15 protein-coding genes are annotated in these 19,023 nt (G+C 64.3%); 5 read left to right on the top strand and 10 right to left on the bottom strand.

Features of this window, described 5'->3' with window-relative positions:
- Positions 1–241 precede the first annotated feature (241 nt).
- The gene (locus NH14_RS06845; RefSeq protein ID WP_084225970.1) at positions 242–1,603 is read left to right on the top strand and encodes an MFS transporter; all 1,362 of its coding nucleotides are present in this window, start codon (positions 242–244) and stop codon (positions 1,601–1,603) included.
- Positions 1,604–1,969: 366 nt separating this feature from the next.
- Positions 1,970–4,252: an NADP-dependent malic enzyme gene (locus NH14_RS06840; RefSeq protein WP_035534076.1), complete on the top strand. Its 2,283-nt coding sequence runs from the start codon at positions 1,970–1,972 to the stop codon at positions 4,250–4,252.
- Positions 4,253–4,345: 93 nt separating this feature from the next.
- Here the strand turns inward: NH14_RS06840 and NH14_RS06835 are convergent, their stop codons facing one another.
- On the bottom strand, positions 4,346–7,972 hold the full coding sequence (locus tag NH14_RS06835; protein ID WP_035534077.1) for an indolepyruvate ferredoxin oxidoreductase family protein: 3,627 nt from the start codon (positions 7,970–7,972) through the stop codon (positions 4,346–4,348).
- 429 nt (positions 7,973–8,401) lie between these two features.
- Between NH14_RS06835 and NH14_RS06830 the strand changes: the two genes are divergently transcribed.
- Positions 8,402–8,596, top strand: coding sequence for a hypothetical protein (locus NH14_RS06830; protein WP_035534078.1), 195 nt, complete (start codon positions 8,402–8,404; stop codon positions 8,594–8,596).
- 146 nt (positions 8,597–8,742) lie between these two features.
- On the opposite strand, the gene hppD is transcribed toward NH14_RS06830, so the two are convergent.
- Positions 8,743–9,840: a 4-hydroxyphenylpyruvate dioxygenase gene (gene hppD, locus NH14_RS06825; RefSeq protein ID WP_035534079.1), complete on the bottom strand. Its 1,098-nt coding sequence runs from the start codon at positions 9,838–9,840 to the stop codon at positions 8,743–8,745.
- A gap of 159 nt (positions 9,841–9,999) precedes the next feature.
- Between hppD and NH14_RS06820 the strand changes: the two genes are divergently transcribed.
- Complete coding sequence (locus NH14_RS06820) at positions 10,000–10,494, top strand: Lrp/AsnC family transcriptional regulator (RefSeq protein ID WP_035534080.1); 495 nt, start codon at positions 10,000–10,002, stop codon at positions 10,492–10,494.
- A 99-nt stretch (positions 10,495–10,593) separates the two neighbouring features.
- Here NH14_RS06820 and NH14_RS06815 read toward each other — a convergent pair whose 3' ends face one another.
- The 8 genes from NH14_RS06815 to paaA all read right to left on the bottom strand — a co-directional run bounded on the left by NH14_RS06815 (position 10,594) and on the right by paaA (position 17,054).
- A complete protein-coding gene (locus NH14_RS06815) occupies positions 10,594–11,259 on the bottom strand; it encodes a GNAT family N-acetyltransferase (protein ID WP_035534081.1) in 666 nt (221 codons plus the stop codon).
- 251 nt (positions 11,260–11,510) lie between these two features.
- Complete coding sequence (locus tag NH14_RS06810) at positions 11,511–12,113, bottom strand: TetR/AcrR family transcriptional regulator (RefSeq protein WP_035534082.1); 603 nt, start codon at positions 12,111–12,113, stop codon at positions 11,511–11,513.
- Between the two features lie 9 nt (positions 12,114–12,122).
- The gene (locus tag NH14_RS06805) at positions 12,123–13,034 is read right to left on the bottom strand and encodes a DUF1835 domain-containing protein (RefSeq protein WP_084225972.1); all 912 of its coding nucleotides are present in this window, start codon (positions 13,032–13,034) and stop codon (positions 12,123–12,125) included.
- 228 nt (positions 13,035–13,262) lie between these two features.
- Complete coding sequence (gene paaE / locus NH14_RS06800) at positions 13,263–14,351, bottom strand: 1,2-phenylacetyl-CoA epoxidase subunit PaaE (RefSeq protein ID WP_035534083.1); 1,089 nt, start codon at positions 14,349–14,351, stop codon at positions 13,263–13,265.
- A 1-nt stretch (position 14,352) separates the two neighbouring features.
- Positions 14,353–14,886, bottom strand: a complete 534-nt coding sequence (gene paaD / locus NH14_RS06795) for a 1,2-phenylacetyl-CoA epoxidase subunit PaaD (protein ID WP_035534084.1) — start codon at positions 14,884–14,886, stop codon at positions 14,353–14,355.
- Positions 14,887–14,924: 38 nt separating this feature from the next.
- On the bottom strand, positions 14,925–15,731 hold the full coding sequence (gene paaC / locus NH14_RS06790) for a 1,2-phenylacetyl-CoA epoxidase subunit PaaC (RefSeq protein WP_035534085.1): 807 nt from the start codon (positions 15,729–15,731) through the stop codon (positions 14,925–14,927).
- Positions 15,732–15,741: 10 nt separating this feature from the next.
- Positions 15,742–16,026, bottom strand: coding sequence for a 1,2-phenylacetyl-CoA epoxidase subunit PaaB (gene paaB, locus NH14_RS06785; protein ID WP_028221708.1), 285 nt, complete (start codon positions 16,024–16,026; stop codon positions 15,742–15,744).
- A gap of 29 nt (positions 16,027–16,055) precedes the next feature.
- Complete coding sequence (paaA, locus tag NH14_RS06780) at positions 16,056–17,054, bottom strand: 1,2-phenylacetyl-CoA epoxidase subunit PaaA (protein WP_035534086.1); 999 nt, start codon at positions 17,052–17,054, stop codon at positions 16,056–16,058.
- A 276-nt stretch (positions 17,055–17,330) separates the two neighbouring features.
- Here paaA and NH14_RS06775 point away from each other — a divergent pair, with 276 nt between their 5' ends.
- Positions 17,331–18,590, top strand: coding sequence for an SGNH/GDSL hydrolase family protein (locus NH14_RS06775; protein WP_035534087.1), 1,260 nt, complete (start codon positions 17,331–17,333; stop codon positions 18,588–18,590).
- Positions 18,591–19,023 lie beyond the last annotated feature (433 nt).

Here is a 19,023-nt window from a genome sequence, read left to right as displayed (position 1 = left end):
GGCGACTCGCTCGCTCCGGACGGTATTTCTTGCGCGCGTAGCCGGGTATTTTACCCGACTTGACGTTCGCCGACGAGTCGCACTGACAGCGCCCGCCGGCTTTGCAGGGTGGGATCTGGGGTGGGATCGGGGTCGCGCCGGGGAGCGCGCCGGCCACGCGGTCCTGGTTGTGGCTGCGCAGGCGCGCCAGTAAACTCACGCCGGTTTTCGTCTGGCCCGCGCCCCGCAAAGGATTGTCCGAATGACTGCCGCCTCCCGTCCTGAACCGTATCCCGAACCCGCTTCCGGGTCTTCGGCACTCTCGCCCGCCGATACCGCCATCGCGCCCGCTGCCGTCCCGCATACCGCAGATGAAGCCCTGCACGCGGCGCCCGTGGGCGGCCACGCCGTGCGCGCGCTGATTGCCTCGGTGCTCGGCTACGCCATGGACGGTTTCGACTTGCTGATGCTCGGCTTCATGCTGCCCGCCATCAGCGCGGATCTGCATCTCTCGGGCGCGCAGGCCGGCTCGCTTGTCACGTGGACGCTCGTGGGCGCTGTGGTGGGCGGCATCGTGTTCGGGTTGCTTTCGGACCGCTTCGGGCGTGTGCGCGTGCTCACCTGGACGATTCTGGTCTTCGCCGTCTTCACCGGGCTGTGCGCGCTTTCGCGCGGCTATGCCGATTTGCTGATCTACCGGACGATCGCCGGCATCGGGCTTGGCGGCGAGTTCGGCATCGGCATGGCGCTGGTTGCCGAGGCGTGGCCCGACCGGCTGCGCGCGCGGGCGTCGTCGTATGTCGGGCTGGGCTGGCAAGTGGGCGTGCTCGCCGCGGCGCTGCTCACGCCGTGGCTCCTGCCGCTGATCGGCTGGCGCGGCATGTTCGCCATCGGTCTTCTGCCCGCGGTGGTGTCGTTCATCGTGCGCCGGAGCGTGGAGGAACCCGAGCTGTTCGTGGCCCATCGGGCGCGCGTTGAACGGATGCTGGCCGAGGCGCCTGCACGCGAGCGCGGCGCATGGCTGCGCGCGGTCCGTTTGCTGGTTGCCGACGCCCGCACGGCGCGCGCGAGTCTCGGCGTAACGGTGCTCTGCTCGGTGCAGAACTTTGGCTACTACGGGCTCATGATCTGGCTGCCCGCCTATCTTTCGAAGTCCTTTGGCTATTCGCTCACGAAGTCCGGCCTCTGGACCGCCGCGACTGTCGCGGGCATGGCGCTCGGGATCTGGCTTTTCGGCGTGGCGGCCGACCGCTTCGGGCGCCGGCCCACGTTCCTGTTCTATCAGGTGGGGGCGGTGGCAATGGTGTATGTCTATGCGCATCTGAGCACGCCGTTCGCCTTGCTGATCGGCGGGGCGGCCATGGGCGTGTTTGTGAACGGCATGATCGGCGGCTATGGCGCGCTTATTTCGGAGCTCTATCCGACGGCCGCGCGCGCCACCGCCCAGAATGTCCTTTTCAACATCGGTCGGGCGGTGGGCGGCTTCGGGCCGCTCGCGGTCGGCGCGATGGCGGCCCGCTATTCGTTCACGGCGGCGCTCGGCATGCTCGCGGCGATCTACGTGCTGGACATTCTCGCGACGCTCCTCTTGATTCCCGAACGGCGCGGCGCAGCGCTCGAATAAGCGCTGAATTTCGCGGAGACGGCATATCGGATGCGGCGCAACGTCGCATCTCGCGTCTCGCTGGCGCGCGTATGGGGCCTGATGCCGCGTGATGCTGCGTGATGCGCGGCAATCTCGGCAGTGACTCCGGCGCGCGACAAATTCCCGGTATCAGTCTTTGCCCCGACTCGCCGCGATCATGGCGAGGTGTACACTAATCCCCCGCCATTTCGCCCGCGCCGTTTCGCCTATGGTCCGGGCCTGCCGCTGCCGCGTTTGCCGCACGTGCGCAGGACCTGCCATTGCCGAGAGCCCGAGCGTCGCGTGAACCGGCGGGCCTACGAACATAAAATTTCACTCGTCTCTCACGTCCTGGCAGGCCCGAAAATGGATGAACAACTGAAGCAAAGCGCGCTCGCGTATCACCAGAATCCGAAGCCCGGCAAGATTTCGGTCACGCCTACCAAACCGCTCTCCAACCAGCTCGATCTCTCGCTCGCGTATTCGCCGGGCGTGGCCGCGGCTTGCGAGGCAATCCACGCCGATCCGCTCGATGCGCAGAAGTACACGTCGCGCGCCAACCTCGTCGGCGTCGTGACCAACGGCACGGCCGTGCTCGGTCTCGGCAACATCGGCCCACTCGCGGCCAAGCCCGTGATGGAAGGCAAGGGCTGCCTCTTCAAGAAGTTCGCCGGCATCGACGTGTTCGACATCGAGCTCGACGAGAACGATCCGGACAAGCTCGTCGAAGCCATCGCCATGCTCGAGCCCACGCTCGGCGGCATCAACCTCGAAGACATCAAGGCGCCCGAGTGCTTCTACATCGAGCAGAAGCTGCGCGAGCGCATGAAGATCCCCGTCTTCCACGACGACCAGCACGGCACCGCCATCATCGCTTCGGCGGCCATCCTCAACGGCCTGAAGGTCGTGGGCAAGGACCTCGGCAGCGTCAAGCTCGTGTGCTCGGGCGCGGGCGCGGCGGCCATCGCCTGTCTGGATCTGCTCGTGAAGCTGGGTCTGAAGAAAGAGAACATCCTCGTTGCCGACTCGAAGGGCGTGATCTACGAAGGCCGCGGCAATCTCGATCCGTCCAAGGCGCGCTACGCCGCCAACACGGAAGCGCGCACGCTCGGCGACGCCACCAAGGGCGCCGACGTGTTCCTCGGCTGCTCGGGCGCCGGCGTGCTCAAGCCCGAGATGGTCAAGGAGATGGGCGACAAGCCGCTGATCCTGGCGCTCGCCAACCCGGAGCCGGAAATCCGTCCGGAAGAAGCGAAGAAGGTGCGTCCGGACGCGATCATCGCCACGGGCCGTTCGGACTATCCGAACCAGGTCAACAACGTGCTGTGCTTCCCGTTCATCTTCCGCGGCGCGCTCGACGTGGGCGCCACCACCATCACGGAAGAGATGAAGCTCGCGTGCGTGCGCGCGATCGCGGAACTCGCCGAGGAAACCGATCAGGGCGACGAAGTGGCCAAGGCCTATGAAGGCCACACGCTCGAATTCGGTCCGGAATACCTGATTCCAAAGCCCTTCGACCCGCGCCTCATCATCAAGATCGCACCGGCCGTTGCGCAAGCCGCGATGGATTCGGGCGTGGCCACGCGCCCGATCGCCGACATGGACGCATACCGCGAGCAGCTCGGCGCGACCGTCTACCGCTCGGGCATGGTGATGCGTCCTGTGTTCGCGGCGGCCAAGGCCAACTGCGCGCGCATCGTGTTCGCCGAGGGTGAGGACGAGCGCGTGCTGCGCGCCGCGCAATTCGTGCTGACCGAGAAGATCGCGAAGCCCATCATCGTGGGCCGTCCTTCGGTGGTCGAGATGCGCCTGAAGAAGATGGGCTCGAAGCTGCGCCCGGGCACCGACTTCGAGATCGTCGATCCCGAAGACGATCCGCGCTTCCAGAAAAGCTGGCAGGCGTACCACGAACTCGGCGCGCGCCAGGGCATCACGCCTGACGTGGCGAAGGCTTCGGTGCGCAAGTTCAACACGCTGATCGGCGCGATTCTCGTGCATCTGGGCGATGCGGACGGCATGATATGCGGTCTGCTCAACAGCTTCGACTATCACCTCAAGTTCGTCGATCAGGTGTTCGGCAAGGCCAGGGAAGCCCAGAACTACGCGGCGATGAACCTGTTGATGCTGCCGGGCCGCAACATCTTCATCAGCGACACCTACGTGAACGAAGTGCCAAGTGCCGAGCAACTCGCCGACATGACGGTCCTCGCTGCGCGCGAGATCGAGAAGTTCGGCATCACGCCTAAGGTGGCGCTGCTGTCGAGCTCGAACTTCGGCAGCGTGCGTTCGTCGACCTCGCAGCGCATGCAGGCCGCGCGCGAGCTGATCGCCGAGCGTGCGCCGCAACTCGAAGTCGATGGCGAAATGCACGGCGACGCGGCGCTCTCGGAGCTGATCCGCAAGCAGTCGTTCCCGGGCACGACGCTCTCGGGCGAAGCGAACCTGCTGATCATGCCGAACGTGGAAGCGGCGAACATCGCCTACAACCTGCTGAAGGTGGTGGGCGGCGAAGGCGTGACGGTGGGCCCGTTCCTGCTGGGCGCGTCGAAGCCGGTGCATATCCTCACGCCGGCGGCGACGGTGCGACGCATCATCAACATGACGGCGGTGGCTTCGGCGAACGCCACGGTGAACAAGGCCGCGCGCTAAGCGGGGTTTTGCGGGCTGGATGAAAAGGGCGCTCCGCTTTTGGCGGAGCGCCCTTCGTTTTTGCAGCTTCGAATTTGCGGTCAACCCACGAGATCAAGCGGCGTGGCGCGCGGCCCCGTTCTCCGGCGAGCGCCACTTCGCGAGCAGCGTTGCCCACTTCGCGCGTGTGGCCTTGAGGTTGTTCTCCTTCACATGGCCGTAGCCGCGAATCGCATCGGGCAGATTCGCAAGCTCGATCGCGAGTGGGAGGTTCGCCTCGCTCAATCCGCCAATGATTTCGCGCACGAGCGCCTCGTACTCGCCGATCAATGCGCGCTCGTGGCGGCGTTCCTCGGTGCGGCCGAACGGATCGAGGGCCGTGCCGCGCAAGAACTTGAGCTTCGCCAGCCCGCGCATGGCCGTGAGCATGCGCGGGCCGTACTGCTTCTTCACCAGATGGCCCTTTTCGTCGTGCTTCGCGAACGACGGCGGCGCGAGATGGAAGTTGAGCTTCCAGTCGCCCTCGAAGCTTGCCTTGAGTTTCTCGACGAATGCCGGATCGGCGTAGAGGCGCGCGACTTCGTACTCGTCCTTGTACGCCATCAGCTTGTGCAGGTTCTTCGCGACCGTTTCGGCCAACGGCTGCTCGTTCAGGCCACTATTCAGGCTGATATCGGCGCGCTCGAGCTTCGCTTCGGCGCGGCGCACTTCGTCGACGAACGCGCGATAGCGCTGCGCATAGGCCTTGTTCTGATATGCGGCGAGATACTGCGCGCGCTTTTCGATGAGCGTGTCGAGCGCCTTGGGCGTGTGCAGCGAAACGATCTTCGCGCCGCCGGCATCGGCATCCGGTGCTGGCGATTTCACGAGCCGGTCCACGGTCTCGCGGTCGTGCGCGACGCGCCGGCCCCATTCGAACGCGGCGAGATTCTTTTCGACCTGCACCGCATTCAACTCGATCGCGCGCGTGAGCGATTCGTGCATGAGCGGCAGCCAGCCGCGCTGCCACGCGTAGCCGAGCACGAACGGGTTTGTGTAGATCGCGTCGCCGAGCAGGGCGAGCGCATAGCGGTTCGCATCGACGGTGGCGACGTTGTCGGCGCCGGCTGCCGCGCGCACGTCGGCTTCGGTGTTGGCGCCAGGGAATCGCCACTGCGGGTTCTTGATGAACTCGGCGGTGGGCGTGGGCGCGCTATTGAGCACGACGTGCGTCTGGCCTTCCTGGATGCGCGAAACGCAGTCGTCGCTGGCGGTCACGATGGCGTCGCAGCCGATCACGAGCCCCGCCTCGCCCATGGCGATGCGCGTCGCGTGGATGTCCGTCGGACGGTTGGCGATCTGCACGTGGCTCATCACCGCGCCGCCCTTTTGCGCGAGACCGGTGACGTCGAGCACGGTTACGCCCTTCGCCTCGAGGTGCGCGGCCATGCCGAGCAGTGCGCCGATCGTCACCACGCCGGTGCCGCCCACGCCCGTCACGAGCACGCCATAGGGCTGGCCGATCGCGGGCACCTCGGGCATCGGCACGGGCGGCATCGCGTCGCTCACCACGGTGTTCGATTTCGGCTTGCGCAACTGGCCGCCTTCGACCGTGACGAAGCTCGGGCAGAAGCCCTTCACGCACGAGAAGTCCTTGTTGCAGGTGGACTGGTTGATCTTGCGCTTGGTGCCGTATTCGGTGTCGAGCGGCTCGACGCTCAAGCAATTCGATTGCACGGAGCAATCTCCACAGCCTTCGCAGACCGCCTCATTGATGACGACGCGCTTCGCCGGATCGGGATAGGTGCCGCGCTTGCGGCGGCGGCGCTTCTCGGTCGCGCAGGTCTGGTCGTAGATCAGGATGGTCGTGCCGGCAATCTCGCGCAGCTCGCGCTGAATCGCGTCTAGCTGGTCGCGATGGTGGATCGTCACGCCCGGCGCGAGTGTGGTGATCGGATTGCCCGCCGCACCCTGATACTTCTCGGGCTCGTCGGTCACGATCACGATTTTCGCCGCGCCTTCGGAGGCGAGCTGATGCGTGATCTGGGGCACGGTGAGCACGCCGTCCACGGGCTGGCCGCCCGTCATGGCGACCGCGTCGTTGTAGAGGATCTTGTAGGTGATGTTCGCCTTCGAGGCGATTGCCGCGCGGATTGCGAGCAAGCCCGAATGGAAGTAGGTGCCGTCGCCGAGGTTCGCGAACACGTGCTTCTCGTTCGTGAACGGCGCCTGGCCGACCCAGGCCACGCCTTCGCCGCCCATCTGGCTGGAGGTGCTCGTGCTGCGGTCCATCCACACGGTCATGTAATGGCAGCCGATCCCGGCCATCGCGCGCGAGCCTTCGGGCACGTTGGTCGACGTGTTGTGCGGGCAGCCCGAGCAGAACCAGGGCTTGCGCTCGGCCTGCACGCGCGGCTTCGCGAGCGCCTTTTCCTTCGCCTCGATCACCGCGATGCGCGACGCGATGCGCGCGCGCACGTCGGAGGGAATCTCGAACTTGTCCAGACGCGTGGCGATGGCCTTGGCGATGATCGCGGGCGACAGTTCATAGTGCGCGGGCAGCAGCCAGTTGCCCATCGGCACCGACCATTCGCCGCCGGCGCCGTCTTTTTCGTCGAATTTGCCGTACACGCGCGGGCGCTGCGCGTCGGGCCAGTTGTACAGCTCTTCCTTGATCGCGTATTCGAGAATCTGGCGCTTTTCCTCGACCACGAGAATTTCTTCGAGCCCGCGCGCGAATGCATGCGCGCCTTGAGCTTCGAGCGGCCACACGCAGCCGACCTTGTAGAGCCGCAGACCGATGCGCGAGCAGGTTTCGTCGTCGAGGCCGAGGTCGGTGAGCGCCTGGCGCACGTCGAGATACGCCTTGCCGCCGGTGATGATGCCAAAGCGCGCGTGCGGAGAATCGATCTCGATGCGATCGAGCTTGTTGGCCCGCACGTAAGCGAGGCCCGCATACCATTTGTAGTCGAGCAGACGCGCTTCCTGCACGAGCGGCGGATCGGGCCAGCGGATGTTCAGGCCGCCCTCGGGCATCGCGAAGTCTTCGGGCAGGACGATGCTGGTGCGATGTGGATCGATCTCCACCGATGCAGACGATTCGACCACGTCGGTCACGCACTTCATAGCCACCCAGAGGCCCGAGTAGCGGCTCATCGCCCAGCCGTGCAGCCCGAAGTCGAGATATTCCTGCACGTTCGAGGGGAACAGCACCGGCAGTCCGCAGGCCTTGAAGATGTGCTCGGACTGGTGCGCGAGCGTGGACGACTTGGCGGCATGGTCGTCGCCGGCGAGCACGAGCACGCCGCCGTGCGGCGACGAGCCGGCAGAGTTGCCGTGCTTGAACACGTCGCCGCAGCGGTCGACGCCGGGGCCCTTGCCGTACCACATGGAAAACACGCCGTCGTATTTCGCCGATGGGTACAGGTTCACCTGCTGCGAACCCCACACGGCGGTCGCGGCGAGGTCCTCATTGACGCCGGGCTGAAATACGACTTGATGGGCGGCGAGATGCTGCTTGGCCTTCCAGAGGGACTGATCGAGCCCGCCCAGCGGCGAGCCGCGATAGCCTGAAATGAACCCCGCGGTATTGAGACCGGCGGCCTTGTCGCGTTCCTGCTGCAGCATCGGCAGGCGGACCAGCGCCTGGATGCCGCTCATGTACGCGCGGCCGCGTTCGAGGGTGTATTTGTCGTCGAGCGTGACGGAAGCGAGTGCGGCTTCGAGCGAAGCGCGCTGACCTGCGTCTAGCGGGGCATTCATTATGTGTCTTCCTCCATCGAACCAATCCGTTCAATCCATTGTGGGATCGCCAGAGCTTCGGGAGGCCTTGGCGTCTTGTGAACGCGTCGGCCGAGGCTCGCCATCGTGGCTGCTTTTGAGCGATGGTAGCACTCGGGCAAACCCACCGCCCCCACGGGAAACCCTGCATGAATCGTGCGCGTCGCCGGACTCTGTCGGGTCTGGTTCAGCAGCCGGGTAAGAAACGCTGAAAGGCCTGGAGGGGCTGTGTAACAAAGGATGTGTCAGAGTTAGGCGCGAGGTAACGGCATGTAAAAGTTGCACCGCAACAGGCTCCCCTTGAATATCCTCTCTACTCCCTCATTTGTGCAGATCGCGACGCGCCCGAGAAATTCAGGGTGCGAACGCGCCATTGCGCAGTGAAAGGCTGTTTCAAAATAGGAGTACCGCATGAACAATCGACATATCCAGACCTTTCTGACGGTCTCGGCCGCGTTCTTCGCCATGAGCGCGCCCCTGCATTCGAACGCCAGCACGAAAAGCGGCGCGAATGCATCGACGTCGTGCGCGCAGTACACGCTGTGTGCAAAGGCTGATTCGAGCGCCATGCCGGCTGTGAAGGTCGGGCCGAGCGCCAAACGTTAATCTCAATGCCGCGCTGATCCGCGCAGCATTCCATTCATCCGAATCCGTTGCCGGGTGTGCGGCGGCGGACTCCAAAAACTAAAAAGGGCGAAGATCACGCGATCTTCGCCCTTTTTGCATACTGACGCGCGGAATTTCGCGCTACTTCAGGCCTTGTCTTTCACCACACCGCGGCGAATCTGGTCGAGCTCGATCGATTCGAACAACGCCTTGAAATTGCCCTCGCCAAAGCCCTGATTGCCCTTGCGCTGAATGATCTCGAAGAAGATCGGGCCGATCTGGTTTTCCGTGAAGATCTGCAGCAGCAGGTCTTCGGGCATCCCGTCGATCAGGATCTTGCGCTTCTTGAGCTCGTCCAGCGGCTCTCCGTGGTTCGGAATGCGGCGGTCCACGAGTTCGTAATAGGTATCGATCGTATCGAGTAGCGCGATTTGCGAGGCGCGCAGGCCATCCACCGTGCGGTAGATGTCATTGGTGCCGAGCGCGATGTGCTGGATGCCTTCGCCGTGGTACGCGTCGAGATATTCCTGGATCTGGCCGGCCGTCTCGCCGCCTTCCTCGTTGATCGGAATGCGGATCTTGCCGCAGGGCGAGGTCATCGCCTTCGACTTTACGCCCGTCACCTTGCCTTCGATGTCGAAGTAACGGATTTCGCGGAAGTTGAAGAGGCGTTCGTAGAACTCTGCCCATTCGTTCATGCGGCCGCGGTGCACGTTGTGCGTGAGGTGGTCGATGTAGGTGAGGCCGTGGCCGGCCGGGTTTTGCTCGGCGCCCGGAATCGGCTCGAAGTCGACGTCGTAGATGCTGATGTCGCCGATGCTGCCCGGCGCTGCGCCGTTCTTGCCGCGCCAGCGGTCGACGAAATAGATCAGCGAGTCGCCAATGCCCTTGATCGCCGGGATGTTCAGCTCCATCGGGCCGGTCTTGTTGTCGAAGCCCCAGGCGCCCAGTTCGAGCGCGTGCTTGTAGGCTTTGGCGGCGTCGTGCACACGGAACGCAATCGCGCAGATCGACGGACCATGCAGGCGTGCGAAACGCTGTGCGAACGAATCCGGCTCACCGTTGACGATGAAGTTGATGTCGCCCTGGCGGTACAGCGTCACGTCCTTGTGCCGATGGCGCGCTACGGCGGTGAAGCCCATGCGTTCGAACAGCTTGCCGAGCGCCTTGGGGTCCGGCGCGGTGTATTCGATGAACTCGAAGCCGTCGGTGCCGACGGGGTTCTCCCAGTTGGGAATGTGCATGACTGTCTCCTGTGCCGACCGGATTGGCGCCGATCGCAGAATGGTGATTTCGTGCGACAAAGTGTAGCTGTCCAGATTGGGCGAAAACTTGCGAGTTGGGTCGATAGATCAGCAATTTGAGCTATAAACTGCCATTGTCGATACATGAGATGGCAGAAAATGGCGAACTTCGAACTAGACGCGATTGACCGGCGGATTCTGGCGATTCTTCAGGAGAATGGCCGGCTCTCGAATCAGGAAATTGCCGAGCGTGTGAATCTTTCGCCCAGCCCCTGCTTGCGGCGCATTCGGCGGCTCGAGGAGATTGGCGTGATACGGGGCTACGTGGCGCTGCTCGACGCGCAGAAGCTCGGGCTCGATCTGCTGGCCTACGTGAACGTGCGGCTGGAAAAGCGCGGGCCCACGGCGGGGGGGCGCGAAGGCGTCACCCACGCGGAACTCTTTCGCGCGGCGGTGCAGGCCTGGCCGGAAGTGGTGGCGTGCCACGCGATGACAGGCGACATGGATTTCCTGCTGCGGGTGCAGGTTGAGGACATGGCGCACTTCTCGCGCTTCGTGCAGGACCAGTTGCTGCATCACCCGTCCGTGATCGACGTGAAGTCGAGCTTCTCGCTTCAGACCTTCAAGGAGACGACGGCGTTGCCGATCCTGTGAAACCTCGCTTTGAGCGTGCGCGCGCCGATTCCGCCCCGCAGATGGCGAAAAAGCGGCCGAAGCCGCTTTTTCGATCTACTTCACCCAACGGGGCAGGAGTCACGCCGCAACCGCTTGCGGGAGGATCGTCTCGATCAGCCTGGACGCCTGGCGGGCCTGGCGCTTGAGCGCGTAGTCGAACACGGCAGCCTGCTCCTGGAGCATTTCCGCGATGATGCTGCTCTGGTCGGCGGGTTCGAGCGAGAGGTACGCATCGGCTTCGCCATAGGCGTACTCGATCTTCATGCCCGACTTCTTCGCGATATGCATCATGGTCGAGTTACGCGACAGGCAGTGCATATAGAGCGTCGTGACGTGCGTGTTGCGGCTGCGAATAGCGGCGCGCTCGAACAGCTTCGTGCCGATGCCCTGGCCGCGCGCGGATTCGAGCACGGAGACGCCGAACTCGGCCGTGCGGCCGTTGCCGTCTGCCGGCAGATAAGCCAGATGGCCGACGCCTACGAGCTGCAACTGATGGTCGAACACGCCGAAGACGGTGTCGCGCGTGAAGTCCATCGAGCGGACATAGTTTTCGATCACGTGGTCCGGTGCGGCCTGGCCGAAGCGCAGGAGACGGTCCTCGACGTCGAGCGCGAGGAAGTGGGTCAGCAGGCGCTCCCGATCGGCGGAGGTGAGGACGCGCACCATGGCCGGCGAATGACCGGACGACAGCGAGCGGCCGGACGGCAGGATGGGCTCGTTGGTTGGGGTCGGATACTGGGTCATGATGGGTTCTCCTTAGAATACGAGGCGCAGCGCATGCATGATGCGATGCAAAACGAATTCTAGCGGAAACCCTGGGGGCGATCTAGGGAAAACCCGTATTTTCGGTCTGAGGGTTGCGTCTAATTTTTCTGTGTTAAGCTATAAATAATTGATTTTAAACGAATATTATTTTTGGATAACTTGACGTATCAACCGTTGTGTCGGCACATCTTGTTGCGTTGCGTCAATTTGATCTGAAAAATTGTGGCGGCTCAGGCGGCCTTCAGGCCGTGGTCGATCATCTCGATGACTTGCTCCGCAAAGTCCCGGTAGCCCATGCGCCCGCCCGGCTTGAGCCAGGTAAACGTCCAGTTGATCATGCCGAACACCATCATGGTCAGCGAGGTCTGGTTCTCAGCCGTGACGCGGCCGGGATAGGCGCGCGCAAGCTGGCGCGTGAACGCGGCGACCACGTCGCGCTGGCGGTTCAGGACGATCTCGCGCTGTGCGTCGACGAGATACTTCACGTCGTTGAGCAGCGCCACATGGCGGCTGTGCGAAGTCTCGTATTCGGCGAGGAATGCGCGGATCAGCTCGGCGAACGTCTCGCGCTCGTCCAGGCCCCGCCGCTGGCTGGCGCCTTCCACCTCCGCGATGATCAGCATCAGCCGCTTCGTGTAGCGGTCGAGCAGATCGAAAAGGATGGCTTCCTTGCTCTCGTAATAGTGATAGAGGCGTGCTTTCGAGGTTCCGCTCGCTGCCGCGAGGTCGGACATCGATGTGCTCGGGTAGCTCGTCTGGGCGAATTTGGCTGCCGCGAGCTCGAGAATCTGGTCGCGTTGCGTTTCGTGGTCGGGCGCTCGGGTGCGTGCCATGGATGGGTGTCAGCGGGAAAGGGAAAGATGGGCTGCGGCGTGCGGTAGCGAGGCGCGTGCGGCGTGTGAGTTTTGGGTGGCGACGCCTGCACCGGCTTCGGCAGGGCTCTCGCATGCGGCGTACATGTCGTCGCGCAGTCGCAACTCGCCTGCCGCGGCCAGTTCGCGCAGGCGCCAGAGCACCAGCGGCTCGCCGACCGTGAAGCCCGCACCGCGCCGCACAAGCGCCGCGCCGAGCGTGTCGCATGCGAGCCAGGGGGCGCCAGTTGCACCCGGCATGGCGTGCGTACCATCCAGCGCGGCTGCGGCAAGGGCCTCGATGATCAGCGTATCCAGATCGGCCCACGTGCCGCTCGTGAACGTATTGTTGCGCCACCGGCGCATCTCGCCGTTGGCGAATTTCGCTTCCTGCCATTCGAGCGCGAGCCGGGTGATGCGCAGCACCGAAATCGGCGCAGCGTCCGGCAGATGTGCGAGAAGGCGTGTGGCAGCGGCGTCGGGCGGGCCGGCCAGATCTTCCGCCGCGAGGCGCACCTCATTCAGGCGCTGCGGCGCGGTGCGCAGCCGGTAACAGACGCGCCGAAGCGCGAGCTGGTCGGCGGCGTCGGGCGTGTGCCAGATCACCACGTGAGAATCGGCGGCCTCCAGAGCGGCGAGCGCCACGCAGTCGTCCTGCACGAGCATCTCCGATACACCGCCGAGGCGCTGCCAGAAAGCCGCGCGCTGTGCCGCGCCCGGGTCGCCGGCCTCGTCGATGTCGCGCAGCGGCCCGACCGTCAGGTCGTCGGCCAGTGCGATCACGTGCCCGGCCGTGCACGCTGCAGGGGCGGTTTCGCCGCCGCGCGGAGCTTCGCTGGCCAGAAGGGCCTGGCGCAGCGCAGCTGCTGCCGGCTCGCCGTGGATGAGGTGAATCGTGGTCATCGACAACTCGTTGCGTTCGGGGCGAATGCCGAAGGCGCCTGAAAGCGCGCCAAAGACAAAAGGGGCCGCCCGCGAGCGTGCAGCGTTGCGCTGCAACACCAGCGGGCGGCCCCTAGTGTAAGCGGATCGCCTGAGGGCCGAAAGCTTGGCGTCGATCTAAGGCTTATTCCCCCATCCTGATGATGCTGGACCGTGTGACGGGGCGCGAACAGGCCCCCGCCGCTTTCATCATCGTTCGTCGAAGCTCACCACCACGCGCTCGCTGACCGGATGGCACTGGCACGTGAGCACGAAACCATCCTGGACTTCCTGCTCTTCCAGCGTGTAGTTCTTGTCCATCTTCACAACGCCCTCGAGCACCTTCGCGCGGCAGGTGCAGCACACACCGCCCTTGCACGCGTAGGGCAGCGCGAGCCCTGCTTTCAGGCCGACGTCGAGCAGGCTCACGCCCTCGTACGGCAGACGCAGCTTGCGCTTCTTGCCATCGATGACGATCTCCAGATCGGCGGCCGGCGTGCTTTCGGTGATCTCGACCGCGGGCACGCCCGCTTGCGGCAGCGGCGACCCGAAGCGCTCGACGTGCACCTTCTGCTGCGGCACGCCAGCTTCCTTGAGCGCGGCTTCGGCGGCATCCATCATCGGCGCCGGGCCGCAGATGAACGCTTCGTCGATTTCGTCGGCCGGCAGCAGCGTCGCGAGGAACTCCGCGCATTTGGCCTGATCGAGCACGCCGTTGAAGAGCTCGACGTCCTGGAGGTCGTCGGAAAGCACGTGGTAGAGCCGGAACCGGTCCATGTAACGGTTCTTCAGGTCCTCCAGCTCTTCGGCGAACATGATCTGGTCGACGCTGCGGTTGCCGTAGACCAGCGTGAACGCGCTGCGCGGCTCTGTTTCCAGCGTCGTCTTGATGATCGCGAGCACGGGCGTGATGCCCGAGCCGCCCGAGAACGCCACATAGTGCTTGCCGTGCTCGGCGTTCAGGTGCGTGAAGAAGCGGCCATCGGGCGTCATCACATCGATTTCGTGGCCCGGTGCAAGCTGCTCGAACGCGAAGTTCGAGAAGCGGCCGCCGCGCACGCGCTTGATGCCGATGCGCAACTCGCCGTCGCGGTCGTAATCGGTCACGCCGACGCAGATCGAGTACGAGCGTCGCGTTTCCTCGCCTTCGATGTGGGTCTTGAGCGTGACGAACTGCCCCTGGGTGAAGCGATACGCGTCGCGCAGCTCGGGCGGGACTTCGAAAGCGACAGAGACCGCGTCCGCGGTTTCGGGCCGCACTTCGCGGATGCGCAGCGAATGGAATTGCGGAGTGGCCATATCAGTACGGTTTGAAGTAGTCGAAGGGTTCGCGGCAGTCGATGCAGCGGTACAGCGCCTTGCACGCGGTCGAGCCGAATTGCGCGAGGCGCTCGGTATGGTGCGAGCCGCAGTGCGGACAGGCGGGCGCGGGCAGCGGCTTCGGTTTCGCCATGAAGGTGATGGTCTGTTCGCCCGCTTGCTGGGTGGAGCCGCAGTTGCCCGTGGGCGGCGCGATGCCGTAGGCGCGCAGCTTCTCGCGCGCTTCGTCGGTGATCCAGTCGGTGGTCCACGCGGGCGTCAAGGTCGTTGCGATGCGATACGGCGCGAGTTCGGCGACGTCGAGCGCGTGCGCGACGTCTTCGGCGATCTGCGACATCGCCGGGCAGCCCGAGTACGTGGGCGTGATGACCACTTCGATCTGGCCGTCGGCGGCGCGGCGCACGTCGCGCAGGATGCCCAGTTCGCGGATCGACACGACTGGAATTTCCGGATCGGGCACCGATTCCAGCGCTTTCCAGGCGCGCTCGAGCGCTTGATCTGCTGTCGCTTGCATCGTGACTTCCTTTCTTCAGGCGTGGGTACTTGGGCGGCTTACCAGCGTGCGTCCGGATGCTGACGCGCGAGGCTCTGCATCTCGGCAAGCACGTAGCCCATGTGCTCCGAGTGCTCGCCGAGCTTGCCGGTTGTGACGTGCTTGACCGGCGCGGGCACCGTGAGCGTCGCCTCTTCGAGCGCCGCTTCCACGTCCGCGCGCCACGCGGCTTCGAGCTGCGCGGCAAGCGGCGCGATGCCGGCTTCGGCGACAGCCGCTTCCACTGCATCGGTGCTGAAGAACTCGCGCGTGTATGGCATCAGCCAGTCGAGCGCGGCCTGAGCGCGGCGATGCGATTCCTCGGTGCCGTCGCCTAAGCGGATCAGCCATTCGCGCGCGTGATGGACGTGATAGCGCGTTTCCTTGATCGAGCGTTCGGCGATCGCGGCCAGTTGCGGATCGGCGGAACGCAGCAGCGCGGTCCACAGATGCGCCATCAGCGAGGCGTAGAGGAAGTTGCGCACAATCGTCACGGCGTAATCGTTGGCCGAATGCGTGGTGCCGACGAGCGGGCCGAAGTGCGGCAATTCCGCGAGCGTGTAATTCGCGAACTCGCGCTCGGCGCGGAAATAGGCGTAATCGTCCTCGGTGCGTTCGCGGCCGTTGAGCGCCTTTTCGAGCGTGGCAGCGTGCGTGTAGAGCAGGCGCGCTTGGCCGATCAGGTCGAGGCTCATGTTGGCGAGCGCGATGTCTTCTTCGAGAATCGGGCCGTGGCCGCACCATTCCGTGTTGCGCTGACCGAGGATCAGCGCGGTATCGGCGAGGCGCAGCACATACGCCAGATGTTCTTGCGTGGGCGTCGTCATGTTGGCGCTCTTACATGTGGTTGACTTCGTCGGGCAGCGTATAGAACGTCGGGTGGCGGTAGATCTTGTCGCCAGCCGGTTCGAAGAGCTCCGCCTTCTCGCTCGGATCCGAAGCCGTGATCGCCGAGGACGGCACCACCCAGATGCTCACGCCTTCCTGACGGCGCGTGTAGACGTCGCGCGCCATACGCAGCGCCATCGACGCGTCGCTGGCGTGCAGGCTGCCGCAATGCTTGTGGTCGAGGCCCTGTTTGCTGCGCACGAACACTTCCCAGATCGGCCATTCCTTGTTCACCGTGGATCTCCTTGCTTCCTGTGTATGGGTTACGCGGCGTGCTTTGCGGCGCGCTGACGCTGTTTTTCGGCGTGGGCGAGGGCGGCTTCGCGCACCCATGCGCCTTCGTTGTGCGCTTTCACGCGCGTGCCGAGACGCTCGCGATTGCACGGGCCGTCGCCGTTCACGACGCGCCAGAATTCTTCCCAGTCGATTACGCCGTAGTCGTAATGGCCGCGTGCCTCGTTCCATTTCAGATCGGGGTCGGGCAGTGTGACGCCGAGCACCTTGGCCTGTTCGACCGTGGCATCGACGAACTTCTGGCGCAGATCGTCGTTCGAGATGCGCTTGATCCCCCATTTGGCCGACTGGTTGCTGTGGACCGAATCGGCGTCGCTCGGGCCGAACATCATCAGCACCGGCCACCACCAGCGGTTCACCGCCTGCTGGACCAGTTCACGCTGCGCTTCGGTGCCTTGCATCATGGCGAGCAGGGCGTCGAAGCCCTGACGCTGGTGGAACGACTCTTCCTTGCAGATGCGGATCATCGCGCGTGCATACGGCCCGTAGGTGCAGCGGCACAGCGGGATCTGGTTCATGATTGCGGCGCCATCGACCAGCCAGCCGATCACGCCGACATCGGCCCACGTGGGCGTCGGATAATTAAAGATGCTCGAATACTTGGCCTTGCCAGCGTGGAGCGCATCGACCAACTGGTCGCGCGAAACGCCGAGCGTTTCCGCTGCGCTATAGAGATAGAGGCCGTGGCCCGCTTCGTCCTGGACCTTGGCGAGCAGGATGGCCTTGCGCTTGAGGCTCGGCGCACGCGAAATCCAGTTGCCTTCCGGCAGCATGCCGACCACTTCCGAGTGCGCATGCTGCGAAATCTGGCGCACGAGCGTCTTGCGATAGGCTTCGGGCATCCAGTCCTGCGGCTCGATCTTGCCGTCCGCGGCCATGATGGCGTCGAACTGCGCCTGCTCTGGCGACGCCGCGTCAGCATCGAGCGGGGCGACATTGCCGGGAATATCGAGGGATTGCGTGTACATGGAGACGCTCTCTTCGGTGTTGGGTATGGCGCAGTATAAACCAACCGACCGGTCGGTAAATCAATTTTTTGCGCTTTGTCAAAAAAGGGTTCGAGTCGCAGGCGAACATCGGATGCTTCGCTACTGAGTTTTAGTAGATAGACAACTGGGCGAGGCCGATTTCGCGCGTGGCATGCACTAACGTCGGGGGCACGGTTTTGTCATGACGATGGAAGGTCGTGAGCCGGCTATGCGGCACAATGGGCGCTTTGCCCGCTTACTCCCTCTCGTTTCCGGATGAAGATTTCCCTCGCCACCACCGCGGCTGCTTCCGCGCTGCTCGTTGCACTCGCTTTTTCCGCACGTGTTTTTGCCGAACAGCCTCCCGGCGCCCCATGGGTGACGAGCTGGGCGACGCCGCTCCAGTCCATTCCCCAGCGCGATGCGCTGCCGCCGCTGTATCGCGCCCCGGATGTCGCCGGCCGCACCGTCAGGCAGATCGTCTATCCGACGCTTGGTGGCGAGGTCGCTCGCGTGCATATCAGCAATCTCTATGGACGCACGCCACTCGTGATCGAGGCAATGGCGATTGCGCCGTCGGCCGGCGGCGCGGCGGTCAGCGAGGCTGGAACGGTGCGAGTGACGTTTGGTGGGCGGGCGTCGGTGTCATTGCCGCCCGGCGCCGAGCTCGATAGCGATCCGGTTCGAATCGGCCTGAAGCGTGGCGCGCCGTACGCGGTCAGCACCTATATGGGACCGCAGCAGAAGATGGTCGCCTGGCATCGGGTGGCGAGCCAGTTGAATTATGTGTCCCGGCCCGGCGACCACGTGGCTGATTCGTCGACCGGCGCGTTCACCCAGCGCTTCACGCAATACGCGTGGGTGACGGGGTTGGCGGTGGACGCGCCGGGGGCGTCGACGATTGCCGCGATCGGCGACTCCATCACCGACGGCATGCGCTCTTCGCTCAATGAAAACCGGCGTTGGCCCGATGCGCTGGCGCGTCGTCTCGTCCGCGAGCAGGGCGCCAGTCTGGCCGTGATCGACATGGGGATCAGCGGCAACCGTCTGTTGAGCGATTCTCCTTGCTATGGCGAGGCGCTCGAGCGGCGCTTCGAGCGCGACGCGCTGCGCCCGGGCGTGCGGACGGCTGTGCTGCTCATTGGCATCAACGACATCAACTTCCAGGCGATGCCGGCGCGTTCTGGCCTCGACTGCGATTTCCCGCACACGCGCGTGAATGCCGATGACCTGATCGCAGGGTATCGCCGCGTGATTGCGGCGGCGCATGCCCGCGGCGTGCGCATTCTCGGTGCAACGCTCACGCCCGCGGCACTGCCGCCGGAGCGCGAAGCAATCCGTGCGCAGGTGAACGAGTGGATCCGCACGAGCCATGCGTTCGACGGCGTGGTGGACTTCGATGGGGCGCTGCGCAACCCAGCGGACCCGCTGCGCCTGCGCAGCGAATACGACAGCGGCGATCATATTCACCCGAGCGACGCGGGCTACGCGGCGATGGCGAACGCCGTGCCGCTGGCGGCGCTGAGCGGGAAGTAAGGATTTTGTGCAGAGGGGCTTGCGCGCCGGCTTCGCTAGCGCTAAGATTCGCCCCCTTCGCCAGCCGATGTATGCCAGCGAAGCCCGCCGCGAGAAACGGCGGGGGGGCGGGAAAGTCTTCAGTTTTTAAACGGTGACGTTAAAAAAGATGTTGACGAAACGCCAGAGAGTCTGCATAATCTCGTTTCTCTGCTGCTGACGCAGCAACGCAGAAAGCGCCGGGTAGTTCGAAGCTGTTCCGGTGCCTTGTGCGACGCGATCTTTAAAAATTTACAGCCGATAAGTGTGGGCGCTTGATGGGTTTCGTGACCTGGTGATTCTTTCGGGAATGGCCGGGAGTAGCGAAAGTATCAAGAGTCTCACACAAAAGTAAGTCAGGTTTTTGAATTTGATTCAGAACCTGTCAGCTTTGAGTGAGCGACCGGTTTCGAGA

It is taken from the genome of Paraburkholderia sacchari (assembly GCF_000785435.2).
GTDB lineage: Bacteria > Pseudomonadota > Gammaproteobacteria > Burkholderiales > Burkholderiaceae > Paraburkholderia > Paraburkholderia sacchari.
Note: the sequence above shows the minus strand (reverse complement) of the source record. Positions and strands in the feature narration are given on the sequence as shown.